Here is an 18184-nt window from a genome sequence, read left to right on the forward strand (position 1 = left end):
GCCAGCCCGTCGACTACTCAGCGGTGGTGGCTGAGCCGGCGACTGGAGCCGATCCCTCGCAGGCGATACGAGGGACAGGCCCACTCTTGTGGGAGGGCGCGAGGCTGGATAGTCATGGCATGGTCGGTGTGACGTTGCACGTGGCCGAGGTCTCGACCGGCTCTCACCGAACGCGGATGTTCGCACATGTTGTCCTCTCAGCCCGCCCCGGCTCAGGTTTTCACTTCCCAGGTAGTGGTCAGGGACCACATCTCCGCAAGTAGGGTCGCGAGGTGTGACGACTGGTATGGAAGAGCTGGCCGCGCGAATGCGGGACTTCGCGCAGGCTCGTGAGTGGGAGCAGTTCCATACGCCGAAGAACTTGGCAATGGCTCTCGCTGGCGAGGTCGGTGAGCTGATAGGGGAGTTTCAGTGGTTGACTCCGGCGGAATCGAGCAGCCTGGATGAGGAGACCTTTGACCGGGTGAGGTCCGAACTCGCCGACGTTACCGCCTACCTCGTTCGGCTTGCCGACCTGCTCGGCGTCGATCTGATCGAGGCGACCAAGGCCAAGCTGGAAGAGAATGAGCGGCGTTACGATGCCAATCTTTACCGCGGCTCCGCGAGGAAGGCACCTCACTAACGTCGCAATAGGCGTGGTGGGACCCTCCGGGGTCCACGTGCGTGCGGCTGTACTCGGAGCAGGCATGTCTCACCGCTCGTGTGGTCTTGACACCGCCTGTCGGTGGCGAACAGTGACGCTGGGCGGGCTGGCCCCGACCGTGGGATATAGCCGCTGAAGTGTCGGCCACCGCGGTTAGCGTGCGACTCGCACTTCCCTGCGTTCCCCCGGCGACGGCCACCGTTGCTGTCGAAGGAGCTTTCGTGGGCCGCCCGCGGCTACGGCGGCTTGGTCTTGGCGGCGTGGTGGTGCTGGGGGCGATGGGAAGGCCGTGCTCGGAGAGGACGCGGCAGATTGAACTGCTCCGGCCTCGGTGAACATCATCCGTCAGTACGGCGGTGGTGCGCTGGTCGCCGGTCGAGGTGTGTACGTCGCCAGACAGACGTCCTCCTGTCCATCCTCTCGGAGCAGGTGGCCGCGTGCTCGCGAGTCGAGTCCGCTGGTCATCGCCACGGATGCCCTGATCGCACGGCACCTCTTAGGACTCCACGCACGTGCGCAATAGGCATGGACGGGCACCCGTGCGCTGCCCCAGGCAGTGATGTTGTGCGAGCGAGCCGCCGCCCAGCCGTCCATGGGAGACGGTCCGGCGTTCGCGGCCGCGACGCCACGTTCGCGGACAGGCGGATCAAATGTGGCGGCACAGTCGGCCGCGCTGCGGCCTCGTCCACGCCGGTACGCACCGCCAGGCCCGCGAGCGGCCCGGTCACCGGGACGACGGTGTAGGTCACCAGGCGCGACTCGAGGACGGGTTCGGCGCCGAACTCCTCGAGCCCGGCCACCAAAGCCTCGACCCCCGTCGGGAACCAGTTTTGGGCGGTCACGCCACCATGTCCTGCCGGTTGACGCTCACAAACACGTCGCCGTCAACATTCACCTCCTCATCACGGGACGTCTCCGCCTCGCCGTGCTTGCGGACACGAGTGAGGTCGTAGCCGGTTGCGGGGAGCCCGGCGAATGCCAGCAACTTCGCCGCCGTGTAGTGACGATCCTCGATGGCGAAGCGCTGTCCGTCGATGGCGACCAAGATCTACTCGTCGTGGTCCGGCTTGGGCTTCGTGGGCTCGGCGGTCGAGGCGATGCTCCTTGTGTTCAGTGACGACCTCGGGTCTGCCTCGCCCGTCCTGGACGCTGCACCGGCTTGTTCCGTCCGGCGGCGAACCGGTCCACCTAAGCATTACCGTAAGAGCGCCGATAGGCACGCAGACCCTGTCAACCGGGGGGACAGGCCAGTGCGGTGCGACGTCAGGACGGGGGAATCGCTCTCCGATTCCGGCCCCGCAGGAGGCTTGCCAGCACATGTCGCGCTGCGGTTGTCGGTCGCGTGTCTGGTCGTCGGGGAGAACGGGGAGTCAGCTGAGCCACCCTTACCAAAGGTCGGGGAACTGTACCTCGCCAGAACGATCATCTGCCGGACACATCTGTGCGGTGCGACGTCAGTAACCGGGGAAAGGGCCCTCCGAAACCGGCCCGGCAGGAGGGTTGACGAGTCATGTCGCGCGGCGATGGTCGGTCACACGCGTGGCTCCCCCGGAAGAAGGGGGAGCCTGGCGAGCCGTTCTTACCCAAGATTGGGGAGCTGTACCTCGTCAGCACCATCATCTACGGCTACGACCCGGCCGCAGACCGGCCCGCGGTCGTCATCACCGTTCCTTCGAATCCGGCAGCACGCAGCCCGATCCAGATTGTCACCCGGACGTCGAAGTACGTTCCCGGCGTTGCGCACCCGGCCGACCTGTCGCTGAAGTGTGACCGCGACGGCGTGTTCTCCGACTTGAAGTCCGTTGAGCAGCAGTTGTGGAGGCCTCAGAACGTCGAGTACATCGGCACCTTGCCCGACCCCTACCTGTCCGACGTGCTGAGGCGATTCAGTTGACCCCACGCGAAGAGCTCCTCAGCACCCGCCAACTCGGGCAGGCAGGAGCCGAACTCCTCTACAAGACGGTCTGGCTTGTCGCGACCGGAAACGGGTTCCCGCCGCCCGAGGGCTCAGCCAGCTGGAACGAGACCGCCGTGACAGAGACAGCCCACGACTTCGTGAAAGACGAACGCGGGCGTAAACGTCTCCTCGACATTGCCGTCCGCTCGGTAGACGAGCGCTCGTTCGAGCGGCTTCTCGAAACCGCCGTCCTGAACTTCTTGCGCGATATAGCCAGAGGAACGGACTTTGGCAAGCTAATCGTACGGGTCAAGGAGATCTTGCGCGACGAGAACGAATTCCACGCGACGCTTGGACCGCCTGAGCGGTGGACTCTCACCGGAGGCCCGACCGCGCCCGGTGCGACAAGCCCGGACGATCTGATGTCGGCAACCGCTGGGGTGGAAGTTGTCGTCCCTAAGTGGACGAGTGAGCGCCGCGATGCGCCGTTGGCGGATCGGCCGTCCTTCGTCCGGCTGATGACCAGCGTGCTTACCGCCGCAGGCGGCAGCCTCACAGCAGTTGACATCGCCCGTGCCCTGACAGCGCGGCTTGACCATCGCAAGACTCCGCATGCCACGATGCTGGACATCCGCGAAGGGGTGTCCGAACCTGCTCAGACCACCGGTGACCCGGCTACCCGCACAGTCGCCGAGCTCCATGCGGTTGAGATCTTCAACGGCCTCAGCGACAGGGAACGCATCATCATCCCGACCCTGGACAGGAACGTACGCGATCTCGCGCGGTTGATCGGAACAGGCAGGACACAAGCAGCGTTCATCCGCCAGCGACTCATCGACCGCCTCGGAGATGAGCTCGCTGATGACGACGACCCGGATAGCACCGCAACCGTCCTGTGCGACCTTTGCGACGATTGGCTCGCAAACCGGACAGGAACAGACGATGCAACGTCTAGAACTAATGTACGCAACGAAAGGGGTGACAACTCATGATCGCAAATGTCCATCCCTCGTCCAGCGAACTACTAGCAGCTCAGCACGATCCTGACTGTGTAACAGCGGCCCCGACACTTGAGCATCTCGAGGAGTGCCTCGCCTGCCGCGTGCGCCTAGCGCGCATCCGGCGCGCCTCAGGTCCCGATCCGGCCAGCGCCAATAGCCTCCAGCGGATTATAGAAGCCTCGACTCCGCTACCGGAGGCCCTAGCCGCCATTGCCTTAGAGGGCAAAGTCGGCGAACCGCAGCCAAACGAGATCTGGCGCATCGGACGAAGCGAAGCTCTGCTGGTGTGGGTCCGACGGGTCTTTGAGGACGGCATCGCCGACGTTATCCCGTTGGTGCTCGATGTTGAGCTAGCGGATCAGGAAAGCGTCGTGCTCAGCGCAGACGCGACCCCTCTGGCTACGGAGACCGCTGCCATGGTGTCGCTGCGAACCCATGTCCATACAGGCGCGTTCCTCAACCGCGTCGCGATCCTCGACATCGGTGAGGACGTCACCGAGGTGATGACTGCGATGCGGGAGAGCCGCCGGCCCAGCAAGGTTCGGGTTGGCCCGCCGATCGACGATGACGACGACCAGCGGCTCGAATACCGACAGGCGCTGCGCGATCTACTCGCAGAGCTCGCCCCGAGCGCGTGGCTCGATACCCAAGATGGCATCGGCGCGGATACCAAACAGAGCACGAGCGAGCCGACCGCGAACAGCTCACCAGACGGGCTCGACCAGATCAAGGCTGACCTTGGCGAACGACTAAGGGGTGCGCAGATTTGTGACCTCCACCCGCATAGGGTCACGGTCGACGAACAAGTACAGGCCACAAGCCTTCTAAAGGTTGTGTATCTGGATACCGCCGTTCTCGTCGCGGCCCTCAGCGGGGGGAGCCTTACTGCGTTCCCGGAAATCAGAGTCGTCGCTGCGGCGTGTCAGCAATTGACCCTCATCGAAAAGGACGCCGACGCCGTTGCTATGGCCATCCCACATGACGACTGGCCGACCCTGCTCTTCACGACAGCGCACATGCGCAGTGCGTTGGTGCTCCCCGGTGGTGCACAAACGGGACCAACCGTGACCCTGGAGGGCCTCGGACTTGTCGATACCCTATGCAAGCACCTTGAAGGTGCCATGCCCGCATGGGAGGTCACGGAGCGGGCAAGCGGCCGTATCGCAAGGGCTGGCCTCCATCAGATCGCCGCAAGGCACGCGAGCATGTCCATCGCACAGATCACCGCCGAAGCGAAACGGGCGCACCAGATTGCGAAGCGGACCGCTTGGGGCAGCCTTCCCGACAAACTCGACGAGCGAGTGGCGAGGTTCGTCGTCGCTGTTGCCAACCAGGAAGCCATAGACGACGCTTTGGCCGAGCTCGCCTTGGAGACACGCAATGATTAGGCGACTGACGCTGAGGAACTGGCGCAATTATGAGGACGTCACCGTCGAATTTGAGACTGGAACGACGTTCGTGGTCGCATCGAATGGTGTGGGAAAGACCTCGCTGGTCGAAGCTGCACGGTGGGCGCTCTTTGGGACGGTTGCTTCAGGTGGCTACGCCGCAGTACGCGCCGGCGCCGCCACCGCCGTCGCCATTATCGAGATCGAACTTCCTGACCTACGGATCCTCACTGTCGAAAGAACGCTCGCAGGAAAACCCCGCAGTGCCCGCCGGCCTCCGGTGGTCCGTCTCGACGGGGCGCTCGTGCCTCACGAGGAGCTCAACCAGCACCTGATCAGCGCCTATGGAACCGAGCCGGGATTTCTGGCGGGTCTAACGATGCCCGCCGTCGACCGAGACCGTGACAAGCCCTCGGAGCTCGGCCTCGAAGACCACCTGGGCCGATACTACGGAATCGACGGCCTCAGGAATGCGGTCAACCAGCTCAAGACCAAACGGAAGTCTAACGAAGCCCGCATCAAGCAGATCAAGGCTACAAACTCCACGAGCTCCCAACGGCTCACCCAGCTGCAAAACGAGGTGGAACAAACAGCACGCCGCGTCGAGGAGGCCGCTACAGAGCACAAGGCCCTGCGAGACAGGGTCGATAGGGCACGGGAGCGGGAGCGCCTCAAGGCTGACATGCAAAAGTGGCAGGACCGCCACTCAACCTGGACCGAAGCCGTCGAGAGGCTGGCTGTGCGGGTCTCTCCCGACCTCGGCCGACCCGTCGACGTCGACAGCGTCGAGAGACTGCTCGACGAACGACTGGCCGACCTGGATCAGCGGATCGAGACCATCCGTGTCGAGGTCGCGGTCAACGTCACCAAAGATGCGGCCCTGACGGCCAACGAACAGCGCCTCGATGCGGCGCATGACGACTGCCCAGTCTGCCGGCGACCACTCGACGACGCGACACTCGCCTTGGCCCACGAGGCCAACATGCAAGATCTCTCTGCTATCCGCAACGCAATCCTCGAACTCAGGACAGCCGAGACCGATCTTCTCGCTCAGCGCGAACGCGTTAAGGCCTCCCAGGCTGAGTGGCGACGAATCTCGCAGCCTGGGGAGCCGCCCCAGGCTCCCTTCGCTGACGATGACCCGCCCGTCGCCGCTGCTCAACTCGCTGCGATGGCCGAGGTCGCACTCGGCACGCTAGTGGAGGCTCGCGCATCCCATGTCCAAGCGACACGAGAACTCGACGAAGCTCGCGCGGCTGACGAGTCGATGCTTGAGCTCGAGTCGTTGTTCAGGCAAGAGGCGAGCCTCAGGGTAGCTGTTGAGGCAACCGAGGCGACGCTCACGGAGCTGCTCGACGAGACGATTCGCCCGCTCGCGATAGAGGTGGACCAGCGTTGGAAGGCGTTGTTCCCCGCCCGTGGAGACCTCACAACGTACTCAGATGGAAACATCACGAGGACAGTCAACGGGCACTCACTGCCCTATGACTCGTTCAGCACCGGCGAAAGTATGGGCGCGACCATCCTTTTGCGGCTCCTTGTTGCACAGATGGCCACGACGGCTGACTTCTGCTGGTTTGACGAGCCTCTGGAGCATCTCGACCCAGATGTCCGTCGGAAGGTGGCAAGCCTTCTGTCCCGCGTCACCAGCGGGGAAGGTCCGCTAAGGCAGGTAGTAGTGACCACCTACGAGGAGCCGCTCGCGCGCCACCTACAAGCTCGGGACCGACACAAGGTCAAACTCCTAGACGTACGCCAGGCGGGCTGAATACCATCAATAGATGATTTCGGCCGAGTCTCCATGAAACCCGACGCGGTTCAATCTCGCCCCAGCGCACAAAGCCTGCAACACCCTCAAGAGTAACCGCCCGCCCACATCCGCTGAGTTCTACCTACTGACACAGCGCAATGAAGCGATCATGCAGTCCCCGCATCCACTCAAACGCACTCTGCAGGTGACCTTGCAATGGTATGGGCAAAGCGGTAGCCCACGTGGTGGCGCTATTCATCCGGCGGGTGCGTGAGCTCCTCTGAGCTCCTGAGAGCAGACCTCGTGACGTCTTCTGGGGTCCGATCTTTGACCCGCATCACGCTTGGTGGCACATCAGCGATGCCGGCCGGTTGTGCGCACGGTCCCCGCCATCGATGTCTTCGGTGTGAATACCCGAAGGTCTTGATCAGGAGTGTCAATGGCTGCCGACTAGACCTCCTGCCGCGGCTCACAACGCTTATGGGTGATCTCTAGTGCGATCCAGTGTCAGCCGTCTTGCTGACTTCTCGCTGACTCGCAGGACCTCACTCAACTGGCTGCCGCAGTCGCCGGCGAACGCGTTGAACGCGGGCCATGCACTTCCCTGGGGATCAATCCCGAGCTCTATACGTCGCCTGAGGGTGTACTGCACGCTTCAAACGCACCGCAAATGCTTCCTCGTAGGGACGACGAACCGTTAAGGCTGCCGGCCGTCGTCTCGCAACTCTGTCTCCTTACTGGCCGGCTTCTTCGGTAATGCATCAATCCGGGCCACTTCAATGGTTAGGCCAGTTTTTTCGCGGAGCAATTCTGCCTCCGCCTCCAACTTCCGCCAACGCTCCCGCATCGGAGCGGTTTCCGAGTCTCTTATTACAAGGAAAATTGCGTGCTGCACATCCTGCCCCTTCATATAGAGAGGAGTCTGGACTTGTAGTCCATTCCAGAATTTGCCATGGGTTAGCTTCTTCATTTCCAAAAGAACTCGCAGTCGCTCACTACCCGTAAAGGTGAAATCGACTGGACCCCGGCCAGTTTCAACCTCTCGGTCTAACCTTACTCCTGCATAGCGGCAGAAATCATCTAGGACACCTAGGAAGATGAGCTGCATAATAGGCTCTGGCACGGTTATCTTTTCGGCAACGTCGCCCCAAAAGGCACGCCAGCCCCCCTTGTCCTCGATCCAATGACGGAATTTTTCCACAGCTTTGTGAGCGAACTCCAGAAGGTCGTCGCCAGAATTAATGGAGATATCTTCTAGATCCGATTGGGCTACCGCAGAAGACGCCACCTTCTGCCATTTAACCAAGAGCTTCGGATCGCCGTCGACGTCGTACGGTTCCGCACCAGCTTGCTCCATTAACCTGATCCACTCGCGAAGACGGTTAGGAGCACGCCGCGCAGCAGCGACGATGTCGTCCTTATTAACATTCGTCGAAATATCTAGATTAAGATCGTCCCTAAGCGATGTATCCAAATGCTTCGCCCAATTTCCCGAGCTAAGCTTCGGCAGTTCCGCCAAGAACTTCTTCGGGACCAATATTATCGGCTTTCCAGTCCTCGGATCCTTAGGCAATAGCACCTCAGCCTCGACCCATCGCCGCCTGAATTCATCGTAACGACCGTGCTCAACTCTCGACACCTCCAACGGAACACCTAATGAATGGCATGCATGTTGCGTATAGTCGATAAATTCCGGCTTCAACACATTGCAGGTTATATCAGATATGCGATCCTTGTTTATGCCTTTAACCAGAATGCCCAATTCTTCAAAATGTTCGATATCCTCTAGCCCGCGCTTTATTGCCTCGCACATGGCCTCGATAATGCTTGTTGCTAACCCTTCACCCGCGCCCGAACCATCCGCGCTATCCGAGCCGAAACCCAGTCGGAACTCTTTGGGCTCCGGAAAAAGCATTTGAGTCCAGGCACGCTGGAATAGCTGATGCTTAGGTTTCAACCCCGACCTAGCGAGGAGGGCGAATGTGTCGTGGAAATGCTTAATTATCTTCGCATGAGCCTCACGCCATCGTTCATCCTCCGACGAGAAGATCAGAAAAGGATCCACGAAAAGGAGCGTGTCACACTCAAGGAGCGGGTCGAACCATTCATACTCTTCCGGGTCCTCGATACCGAAGGCTTCACTGAAATACATAGGTGAGATCAACCCCTCTCTGCCCTCACGATCACAGTAGGCGCGTGTAAGGGTGTGCGCTAGTCCCACCTTCCAAATCAATGCTGCAGCCAGGCATGCGGCTGGCACTCCAATAAGACCATCAGCCGAGAGCCAGGTGAGGTCTGGGGCGGTGGATCCCGTCTTGACTGCAGTAGCGGAGGAGTTGACCTATAGGGCCGAGTTCTAATTTCACGTGCTTGTGACCTGCAGGAGGACCGGTGTCTCCCCATCCGCGCGGGGAAAGGCTTCCCTGTCGAAAATCTGGTTGCTCGTTACTGCGTCCGCAACCATCGGCGCCGCAAGGCCGCCACCGATACCCCGCCCCCTCGAACCCCGGTTCACCGCTCGGGAACTGTCGGCCTCGGTAGCCGACAATCTCCGCGTGTGCTGGCTACTCCATCCCTAACCCTGGCTCGTCGAGTCTGGGGCTGATCAACCGATTGGATCTGCCGCTCAACCTGGACCAGAACAAGAACTACGCCTTCCACGCGCCCAGCATCAGGAACGAGTCGCGTGGGCTGAACCGCGATCAGACGTTCAGTCGCCTTAGTAGGTACTGCAATGTGACAGGTGCACGGTAGTGATCAAACTGTCGGTGGATCCTCGTAAAGTTGCGTTCACCCCCAGGATGAGGAGTGTGCTAGATGGAGCTGCGGTGGCTCATCGACCGAATCGGCGAGACCTACGATCGTTCGCTAGGGATGTCGAGCGAAGCTCAGCAACTCCTGCGACAAGCTGGCAGAGAATTCCACCGATGGCTCCCCCGCCGGCTACCTTCCCGTCGGTAGCGGTGGAAAAGGGGCCGCAGCCTTCGTGCCCTGGATCTCCGTATTCGATCCGGACGGTGACGCGTGGCTCATCGAGGTCAAGATGGTCCGCCGCGGTGACGCGGTCAGTGCTACCCGGGAATTATCGGCCAACTGCTGTCGTACCGACATTTCCTCTACCCGGGCCGCGCGGAAAAGGTGAAGATGCTTGCAGTCTTCAATGAGGACATCGGCGACGCCTGCGTCGAACTCTTACAAGGACTGGACATCGCGAGCGTCTGGCGCGAGGGAAATCATTGGGGTGGTTCAGAGACTGCCGCATCTGCTGGACTCTGTAAATAGACGCCAGTGAGTAAACTACGCAGCCCAAGGTGATGACCAGTGATTAATTGGGACACAGTAACCACTTCGGCGATTACTGCACTTATCGTCGCGCTATCAGTGGAGTATTTCGCTAAGCCACGGCTTGAAGCGCGTAAAGAGCGAATCCTAGAACTCCTCCGTGGCCGCAGAGAGCTCAAGGCAGCGCTCATAAGCATGTCCGTCGCGACCAGCATACTCACGATCGAGCTGTCTTTAGACATGAAGCCGGCTGCATACCAAGCTCTGAGAGATGAGCAGACACGACAATACCAAAGGCTTTGGGAACAGATTCAGCAGATGGTCGACAACATCGGCCGATACGCTGGCCCTTACGTGTGGAAGGCTCGTGATCTGGTCATCCAGTACGTGCTGTGCCTATACACCGTCATGATGTCTACACGTACACGTGCTGAAAAAGCCGCGACCATCCAGAGTCTGATCAAACCTATGGCTGCGGTGATGGACGCAGCCCCTCCATGGTTCTTCTGGCGTATGCCTGCACAGATACGTGCATGGGGCGAGGTGAATCGGTTGATCGCCGCCGCGATGCAAGACATACCGCCAGCTTCGGAGCGCTGACACGACCAGGGGATTCTTCCACTTTGCCGGCAAACCCTGTTGGCAATTTACGTCAGCCCTGCCAAGGTAAAGCTCATGTCTGACGACACCTTCTACTCCGACCGAGTCGGGCTGGCCAGACCACGCACGAACGAGGAAGTCACGGCCGAAGCGTGGGCGGGCTTGACCTCCCTGATCCGCCAGCGGATCAACGACGCTTCTTTTGCTCGCGTTTTTCCGAAATACGACTGTCCAGGCGACCCCACTGGCCGCAGCACCATCACTGGCAGCGATGAAGAGATGTTCTTCGATGCCCTCAGAGGCCACATCCCCCAGCTATTCGAACCCCCCGAAGACCCGGACACGGAGCAAGGTATGGGTTCGATGCAATACCTTGACTTCGACACTTCCGGACCTGCGTCCTCGGTGGTGACTGCAAATCCGCTCGATCCCCGTAGGGTGCCGGACACAGTCACCTCACTGGATCTGGTCGACTTCGTCGCGTTGTACATTGACCAGCCCACTGGTAGCACCTCGCACAATTGGGACTTCCCGCATACTCACTACTCTTTTAACACTTACTCTGATCCGCTAGCTAATACGGAGCTAACCCCCGGGCGGGCCAGGTTTCGGAAGGACATCGACCGCTTATTTGCCAGGAACGGGATCGCTTTCACTCTGGGTGACGATCTACGGGTCCGTCGGCTCGGGCCACCTGAGGGGCGTTCACTAATCAGCGCATTCACACCCAGAACGGGCGACCAGCAGCTCGACGGCAAGCTTGATGACGCAATGGCCCGTTTTCTATCCAGAAACTCAGCGGACCGACGTGATGCTCTTGAAAAGCTTTGGGACGCTTTCGAGCGGCTCAAGACCCTGGAACTCGGCGGAGGCACACTCAAGAAGTCATCCGCTAGCCAGCTGATCACGCGTGCCGCATCCGGTTCGGAGTCCTTCCGTGAACTACTGGATACTGAGTTCAAAGCACTGTCGACCATCGGCAACAAGTTCACCATTCGACACCATGAGCACGATCAGGAGGAACTCCCCACTGACGCCGCCATCGACTATCTCTTTCTGCGACTCAGCTCAGTCATAGCTCTGGTCTTGCGCAGCACAGGCCGCATGTCCAGCTGACCAGCAAAGTGGCCCCCCAACGGGCCCCGTCTCGTAGCGTCGAGTCATGGCACTACATCTTCGCGAGAGGCTCGATCCCCAACCTCTACGTTGGTATAACGACCAGGGCGGGACTGCTGCACATGGCGGCTGTAGCGCGCATGGCACTCCCCCACGCAACGAGCCCATTGTCGCCAGTCTCGTGCTGGAGGATGCGGAAAGCGACGACGTTGGGTGGGCAGTGTGCCACCGAGGACTGGAGCGATTTCTCAACGACACCGCCAGCAGCGGATAACTCCTGATCGCCCCATGCACCGTCATCCCACCGCGAAGCGGCACCCGGGCCGGTGGCAGAGCTGTGTGGCCTCGTTGCTGCACTCCGCTGCTGTATAGCCTGCGCTTGTTGATGTAGCGCAGAAGCTTGCGCCCTGACCAGGGCAGACATAGGAACATGCTGGTCAGTCCAAGATTTCAGCTTGCAGTGTCTTTCGTGGATCTTCGCTGTTTCTGATGCTCATGTGCCCTCGATGTGCCCTGACCTCTCCGATGCGAACGAGGGTAGGGCGACCGGTGCCCGACACGGGTGGGTACTGTCCAGTGCTCTTCTAGCGCAGGTGTGATCTCGACTGCTCCTCTTGCAAACCGTCACGTGTCAGCCGGTTAGCTGATTCGACTCGTGTGATTCATTCGCCTCCGCCGACGGCGGGTAGCCTTGCGATTGGATAACAGCCCACGCCATACCTTCCCCGGCTGACTTACACATGGGTCATGACCTTGTGGCCTCGTTTGCTGTTTGTGGTGGGATTGGCGTTCGCGGGCGGTGTCGCTGTCAACGACGGCTGAATTCTGGTTCTGGCGCGGTTTCTGTGAGGTCATTGCTCTGGGTGATGGTGGGTCAGGGTGTGAGCAGGATCCTCTTGCGGAGTAGGTCGAAGTTGGCGCGGCCGAACATCTGACGTTTGATCATCTTGATGCGGTTGACGTGGCCTTCGACGGGTCCGGAGCTCCACGCGTGAGTTAGCCCGGCAGTCACCGCGGCTTGGTCGCGTTCGACGCCTCGGATGAAGGAGTTGAGCCCTGGCAGATCGCTTGCTCGGGCGCTGGTGAGCCACTTGTGAAGTTGGTCGCCGTGCCGTTCGCTCATCATGACGGCGAACGCGCGGACGTGCGCGGTGGGTTGGGCCAGCTCAGGACAGCGATCGAGGATCTGCGCGAGTCCGCGGGCGTGCTCTTCCTCCAGGTTGGCGGGGTGTCGGGTGATCCATCCGACTACATGGTGAACGGCGGGGGGTGGGGCGGTCGCCGGATGTCTTTGTGCCCAGCGGCGGAGGCGGCGGACATAGTCGCGAATATTGGGGTAGCTGCCGGTGTAGCCCTGAGCTTGAAGCTCCGCGAACAGATGAATCGGACGCGTGGTGCCGGCAGCGAACCGCTCATGAAGATAAAGCTTGAAGTCATCGAGGTTGCTCGGCCTGGCGGCCGACGTTAGAAGCTCCTCGACGTTGGCGGGGCGGGCGTAGCGTCGGACGGTGCCACGAGCGAGTCCGAGCTCCCGCATGATCCCTCTGATGCTGTGGCCCTGTGCAACCAGCTCTTGCACAGCGGTGTATCGCTCTTGGATACGCGTGTTCAGACCTGTTGCCACCTCAGGGTTCGTCTCGATTTCCGGGGCAGGTCCCAGCTGCGGGAGGGCTCCGCCATGGTCACCCTCACTCGGCTGGCGCAGGCAAGCGCGGTGTTGGACCACGCACTTGTCCACCGCCTCGACGAGGTTGTGCCACAGGTGCCAGCGGTCGGCGACCTGGATGGCCTGGGGCGCGGCAGTGGTGACCGCCTCGGCATAGGCCGAGGCGCGATCACGGCACACGACCTCCACCTGCGGGTGCGCGGCCAGCCACTCGCTCACGGTCTTGGCATCGCGGCCGACGAGCACCTCGATCGGCCGATGGGTGACCATATCGATCAGGACAGTGCCGTAGACCCGTCGGCGGCGTAAGGCGAAGTCATCAATTCCCACGACGGTCGGATTCCCCTGATGTGGTTCAGGGAGCGCGCGGATGAGGCGCAGCAGCGTGCTGCGACTGGTCACTACGCCGAGGGCATCGGCCAGGCGGGCCCCCGCACGACCGGCCAGCGCCAGCGCGATCGCGGTGAGAACCTCGGCCAGGGGAAGGCTCCGCCGCCCATACCTGCGGGTCAGCCCTGGGACCTGCTCGACAAAGGTCTTTCGCCTGCACGCGGTGTTGACACAAACGAAGCGGCGGACCTGCAGCCGGATCACCACCGGTCGGCCGCTGATGGCCAAGTCATCCACCCGACGCTCGTAGCGGCCATGAACCCGGCCAGATACGGCGCCACAAGCCGTACACGTCGCCGTCATCTCACGGGCACGACCCCAGATCCGCAGACCACCAGCGGTCCGCTCGAAGCGGTCTATATGGATGAACCGCAGGTGCGGGAACACCACGTCAAGATCGTTAGAACTGCACGGGGGCCATGATCACAGAAACAGCACACGGACGGTCACCAGATCCACAGAAACCGCGCCAGAACCTGAATTCTGACCCCTTGTCGCCGGCTGAAAGTTGACCCCCTGGTGTGCTTGATCGTTACTGGTCGTTGCTGTGGTTGGCCGCGGGGACGCGGCCGAGGTCGCGGTTCTTCAGCCGGTAGCTGTCTCCTTTCATGCTGATGACTTCGGCGTGGTGGACGAGCCGGTCGATCATGGCGGCGGCCACGACGTCGTCGCCGAAGACCTCGCCCCAGCGGCCGAACGGTTTGTTGCTGGTGACGATCAGGCTGGCGCGTTCGTAGCGGCTGGAGACCAGCTGGAAGAACAGGTTCGCCGCTTCGGGTTCGAAGGGGATGTAGCCGACCTCGTCGACGACCAGGACTGGGATGCGCGACAGCTTGGTGAGTTCGTCTTGGAGTCTTCCGCTGGTGTGGGCGTCGGCCAGGCGGGCGACCCATTGGGCGGCGGTGGCGAAAGCGACCCGGTGCCCGGCCTGGCAGGCGCGGATGCCGAGCCCGATCGACAGGTGGGTCTTGCCGGTTCCGGGTGGGCCGAGGAAGACCACGTTGTCTTTGGCGGTGACGAAGTCCAGGGTGCCCAGATGGGCGATGACCTCGCGTTTCAACGACCGTTGGTGGTCATAGTCGAAGTCTTCGAGGGCTTTGCGGGCGGGGAAGCGGGCGGCGCGGATGCGAGCCTCGCCGCCGTGAGATTCACGGGCGGCGACCTCACGTTGCAGGCAGGCGGCCAGGAACTCCTCATGCGTCCAGGACTCATCGCGGGCCCGGTCAGCGAGCCGGGTAACAGCCGCGGCCAGCGACGGTGCTTTCAACACCCGAGTCAGGTAGGCCAACTCGGCCGCGAGGTTGCGGCCGCTCCCGGCCGGCGAGGCGGTCATCAGGCGACCCCTTCGATCCCGAACATGGCGTCGTAGTCGGTGAGTTTGCGTTGTTCCACCTCGGTGTCGGCGGGACCAGGTGCCGTTTGCAGCCGCATCTGACGCATCAGCGTCGCGGCCTGCTCGTGACCGGGATCGGTGATGGTCTGATGCGGAGCCCAGCACCGGTCGTGGCAGGCCACTTTGTGCCCGTCGCAGGCCACCGTCACCTGTTCCAGATCCGCGACCACCTCGACCCGGCGGCCGATCACCGCCGGATGAACCGAGTAATCACAGGACGCGATCCGGACGTAGTGGTCGCGTGCCAGCCGGGTCGAGGTGCGCCAGCCCAGCGCGGGTGGCACCGGTGGCAGGGCGACCATCGCAGCCAGGTCGGCTTGCAGCCGATCAACAGGCCGGCACTCGATCCGCCGGTGATGACGCCGATTCGCCCGCCCCAGCCAGTCGGCCAACTGCGCGTTGAAGTCCTGCGGTGAGACGAAGGCCCGTCCCGGCAGGAACGAGGTTTCCAGGTAGCCGTTGGCCCGCTCGACCAGGCCTTTGGCTTCTGGGTCGCCGGGCTTGCACTGCAGGATCCCGATGCCCAGCATGCCGCGGAAGGTCTCCGCGTCACTGGTCAGCTGCGGCCGCCCGGACCTCCATTGGCCGATCGCCGACTCGTTGTCCCACACCAGCGTTTTGGGCGTCGCCCCCAGTTGGGCCAGCAACGCCCAATGCCCGGCGAACAGATCGCCTGCCGTCCGCGAGGGCAGCATCCGCGCCATCAGCCAGCGCGAGTAGCCCGACACCATGACCAGCACCGGCGGGCTGGCCGAATGCCCGGCCCCGACCGGTACCTTCACCGGCGGGAACCACAGATCACACTGCGCCAACTCTCCAGCCTGGTAGCTGGTCCGCGACGCCGGATCCGCCGGCCGGTACTGCGGACGCAGAACACGAACCCGCTCCTTCAACACCGTGATCGACCGTGTCCAGCCGATCCGCTCGGCGATCACCGTCGCGGGCATGTCGGGGAAGTCCCTCAACACCGCCCGAATCTGCGGCTCCACCGCATCCACGATCGACCCTCGACCCGCCCGAACGTACTTCGGCGGCTCCGGCGCCGCCAGCGCCCGCTTCACGGTGTTCTTCGAGATCCCCAACCGCCGCGCGATCGCCTTGATCGGCATCGCCTCAGCCCGGTACAACCGGCGGATCTCTGCCCAGTCCTCCACACTGATCACCCTCCAGAGACTGAAGGGGGTCACTATTCACCCGCCGCCAGGGGGTCAGTTTTCACCCGTCGTCGACAGTCGCGGGTGCTCTAGCGGATGGCAAGCCGTTGGTGACCGCCGCGGGAATCGCGATCGGTGGCACCCTGGGTGCGTTCGCGCCGACACTATGGGAGCACTGGAAGCAGCGACACGAGGCGTGGGAACGCGCTGAGGAGGTCGCCGAACTGCTCCCCGCAGGAGGCGTGGCTCAACTACTGCATCCTTCCCAGCAGGTGGTCCCGTTTCATGGCCGTGAACGTCAGCTGGCTGAACTGTTGACGTGGTGCCGCGCACCGGGGACCGAGCCTGTGCGGCTACTAGTTGGGCCAGGCGGGGTGGGCAAGTCCCGCCTTGCCGTCGAGCTGGGCGTACAGCTTGGCCCGTCGTGGGGGGTCATCGAGGTCCGCGACGACGCCGAGAGTGATGCTTTACCGCGGTGGAGAGCCGCTCACCGGCGCCAGGTGCTGATCGTGGTGGACTACGCCGAGACCCGCACAGAGCTCGCGTCTTTGCTGGAGGAGGTCGCCGCCGACGGCGGGCGCGACACCCGTGTGCTGTTGCTAGCCCGCAGCGCCGGAGAGTGGTGGCAGCGGCTCGGTGGCGGTTCGGTGCGAGTGCGGGGAATGATCGCCGAAGCCGGCCAAGGCATCGAACTCGGCCCGGACGAAGGCATCGACTCGCCAGATGGTGAAGTGGCGCGGGCCATACCACACTTCGCCAAGCGGGTAGGCGTCGCATCTCCGGACGAGGTGAGGGTGGAGTTCGGCGGAGAGCGTCCTCGGATGTTGGATCTGCACGCGGCCGCCTTGGTGGCCGTCCTACATGCGGCGGCAAGCAACGGTGGCCAGGTACGGGTGCAGGTGGGGGATGTGCTGGAGGAGTTACTCGGTCATGAGCAGCGGTTCTGGCTACAGAGCGCGCGGGCGTGGGGGATGCTCGGCGGTGGGAGTGGGCTGGCCCCGGTGACGGTGGAGCGACTGGTCGCGGCCGGCACGTTGTTGGGAGCCTCCGATGAAGGCCTGGCGACGGCGGTAGTAGCGCGGGTGCCAGGCCGTCCGGCGTCGATGGACGCGGCTCGGGTCGCGGTATGGCTGCGGGAGCTATATCCACCGGATGAGGGGCATGAGTGGCTGGGGCGATTGCGTCCGGACCGGCTGGCCGAATTGCACGTCACCCGTGTTCTCAACAATGCCCCGGAGTTGCTAGATGCCTGGCTGGCGGGAGTGGAGGAACGGCAGCGACGGCAGGCGCTGGTCACCTTGGCTCGGGCCGCTCAGGACCATGTCGCGGCGGCGGGAATACTAGAACGGCTGCTGCCAATGGTGGTGGGCGAGGTCGGCTCGGTCCCGGCCGCGCGCGAAACGCTGGCGGCGTTGTATCAGGCGTTGCCCTACCCGTCCGACATGTGGGCGGAGGCGAACGCGTTGCTGACGAGGCGACTGGCGGACAGCGTCCAACCCGACGCCGATCCCGCAGAGCGGGCGCACTGGCTTGCTGGTCTGGAAGTTCACCTGGGGGAGCTGGGCCGTCACGCCGAGGCTCTGCCCCTGGCCGAGGAGGCCGTCACCATCCGGCGAGAACTGGCCGCTACCTACCCCGACCGCTACCGCCCCGACCTCGCCACCGCCCTGCACAATCTCAGCGTCCGGTTTGTTGAGCTGGGCCGCCCCACCGACGCCCTGCCCCGGACCCAGGAGGCCGTCACCATCCGGCGAGAGCTGGTCGCCACCTACCCCGACCGCTACCGCCCCGACCTCGCCAGCTCCTTGCACAACCTCGGCGTCTTGTTCTCCCATCTGGGCCGCCCCACCGACGCCCTGCCACCGGCCGAGGAGGCCATCACCATCTACCGAGAGCTGGCCGCT

13 protein-coding genes are annotated in these 18184 nt (G+C 62.7%); 8 read left to right on the plus strand and 5 right to left on the minus strand.

The features are described from left to right. The first annotated feature begins 286 nt into the window (after window positions 1-286). The gene (locus Psi02_RS07545) at window positions 287-622 is read left to right on the plus strand and encodes a nucleotide pyrophosphohydrolase (RefSeq protein ID WP_203972741.1); all 336 of its coding nucleotides are present in this window, start codon (window positions 287-289) and stop codon (window positions 620-622) included. An 859-nt stretch (window positions 623-1481) separates the two neighbouring features. Here the strand turns inward: Psi02_RS07545 and Psi02_RS07550 are convergent. Further along, complete coding sequence (locus Psi02_RS07550; RefSeq protein WP_203972742.1) at window positions 1482-1688, minus strand: hypothetical protein; 207 nt, start codon at window positions 1686-1688, stop codon at window positions 1482-1484. Between the two features lie 465 nt (window positions 1689-2153). On the opposite strand from Psi02_RS07550, the gene Psi02_RS07555 reads away from it, so the two are divergent. Genes Psi02_RS07555 through Psi02_RS07570 form a run of 4 tightly spaced genes read left to right on the plus strand, consistent with a single transcriptional unit; the run spans window position 2154 to window position 6697 of the window. After that, entirely contained in the window at window positions 2154-2537 is a 384-nt protein-coding gene (locus Psi02_RS07555) for a hypothetical protein (RefSeq protein WP_203972743.1), read from the plus strand. Further along, the gene (locus Psi02_RS07560; protein ID WP_203972744.1) at window positions 2534-3532 is read left to right on the plus strand and encodes a hypothetical protein; all 999 of its coding nucleotides are present in this window, start codon (window positions 2534-2536) and stop codon (window positions 3530-3532) included. The genes Psi02_RS07555 and Psi02_RS07560 overlap by 4 nt, the downstream gene beginning before the upstream one ends. Continuing rightward, window positions 3529-4929: a hypothetical protein gene (locus Psi02_RS07565; protein WP_203972745.1), complete on the plus strand. Its 1401-nt coding sequence runs from the start codon at window positions 3529-3531 to the stop codon at window positions 4927-4929. The genes Psi02_RS07560 and Psi02_RS07565 overlap by 4 nt, the downstream gene beginning before the upstream one ends. Then, entirely contained in the window at window positions 4922-6697 is a 1776-nt protein-coding gene (locus Psi02_RS07570; RefSeq protein WP_203972746.1) for an AAA family ATPase, read from the plus strand. Before Psi02_RS07565 ends, Psi02_RS07570 begins: the two co-directional genes overlap by 8 nt. 679 nt (window positions 6698-7376) lie before the next feature. Here Psi02_RS07570 and Psi02_RS07575 read toward each other — a convergent pair. Continuing rightward, window positions 7377-8831 (minus strand): DUF8370 family protein, encoded by a 1455-nt coding sequence (locus tag Psi02_RS07575; protein WP_203972747.1) that lies wholly within the window; start codon window positions 8829-8831, stop codon window positions 7377-7379. Between the two features lie 1169 nt (window positions 8832-10000). On the opposite strand from Psi02_RS07575, the gene Psi02_RS07580 reads away from it, so the two are divergent. Both Psi02_RS07580 and Psi02_RS07585 read left to right on the plus strand, forming a co-directional pair. Next, window positions 10001-10561, plus strand: a complete 561-nt coding sequence (locus Psi02_RS07580) for a hypothetical protein (protein WP_203972748.1) — start codon at window positions 10001-10003, stop codon at window positions 10559-10561. Between the two features lie 75 nt (window positions 10562-10636). Continuing rightward, window positions 10637-11677 carry a hypothetical protein gene (locus Psi02_RS07585; protein ID WP_203972749.1) on the plus strand — a complete coding sequence of 347 codons (1041 nt, stop codon included), beginning with the start codon at window positions 10637-10639 and terminating at the stop codon, window positions 11675-11677. A gap of 874 nt (window positions 11678-12551) precedes the next feature. Here the strand turns inward: Psi02_RS07585 and Psi02_RS07590 are convergent. The 3 genes from Psi02_RS07590 to istA all read right to left on the minus strand — a co-directional run bounded on the left by Psi02_RS07590 (window position 12552) and on the right by istA (window position 16289). Beyond that, window positions 12552-14036 carry an ISL3 family transposase gene (locus tag Psi02_RS07590; protein ID WP_239094692.1) on the minus strand — a complete coding sequence of 495 codons (1485 nt, stop codon included), beginning with the start codon at window positions 14034-14036 and terminating at the stop codon, window positions 12552-12554. A gap of 229 nt (window positions 14037-14265) precedes the next feature. Beyond that, window positions 14266-15066 (minus strand): IS21-like element helper ATPase IstB, encoded by an 801-nt coding sequence (gene istB, locus Psi02_RS07595; RefSeq protein WP_203972751.1) that lies wholly within the window; start codon window positions 15064-15066, stop codon window positions 14266-14268. Beyond that, the gene (gene istA, locus Psi02_RS07600) at window positions 15066-16289 is read right to left on the minus strand and encodes an IS21 family transposase (protein ID WP_203972752.1); all 1224 of its coding nucleotides are present in this window, start codon (window positions 16287-16289) and stop codon (window positions 15066-15068) included. The genes istB and istA overlap by 1 nt, the downstream gene beginning before the upstream one ends. Window positions 16290-16627: 338 nt before the next feature. Here istA and Psi02_RS07605 point away from each other — a divergent pair. After that, on the plus strand, window positions 16628-18184 hold a 1557-nt coding region (locus tag Psi02_RS07605), incomplete at its 3' end, for a tetratricopeptide repeat protein (protein ID WP_203972753.1).

The sequence above is a fragment of the Planotetraspora silvatica genome (genome assembly GCF_016863315.1).
GTDB lineage: Bacteria > Actinomycetota > Actinomycetes > Streptosporangiales > Streptosporangiaceae > Planotetraspora > Planotetraspora silvatica.

Excerpts from the sequence above, each read along its gene's own strand:
- istB (WP_203972751.1), bottom strand. The coding sequence starts at position 15,066 with ATGACCGCCTCGCCGGCCGGGAGCGGCCGCAACCTCGCGGCCGAGTTG.
- Psi02_RS07565 (WP_203972745.1), top strand. The coding sequence starts at position 3,529 with ATGATCGCAAATGTCCATCCCTCGTCCAGCGAACTACTAGCAGCTCAG.
- Psi02_RS07555 (WP_203972743.1), top strand. The coding sequence starts at position 2,154 with ATGTCGCGCGGCGATGGTCGGTCACACGCGTGGCTCCCCCGGAAGAAG.
- Psi02_RS07570 (WP_203972746.1), top strand. The coding sequence starts at position 4,922 with ATGATTAGGCGACTGACGCTGAGGAACTGGCGCAATTATGAGGACGTC.
- Psi02_RS07590 (WP_239094692.1), bottom strand. The coding sequence starts at position 14,036 with ATGACGGCGACGTGTACGGCTTGTGGCGCCGTATCTGGCCGGGTTCAT.
- Psi02_RS07545 (WP_203972741.1), top strand. The coding sequence starts at position 287 with ATGGAAGAGCTGGCCGCGCGAATGCGGGACTTCGCGCAGGCTCGTGAG.
- Psi02_RS07585 (WP_203972749.1), top strand. The coding sequence starts at position 10,637 with ATGTCTGACGACACCTTCTACTCCGACCGAGTCGGGCTGGCCAGACCA.
- Psi02_RS07575 (WP_203972747.1), bottom strand. The coding sequence starts at position 8,831 with ATGTATTTCAGTGAAGCCTTCGGTATCGAGGACCCGGAAGAGTATGAA.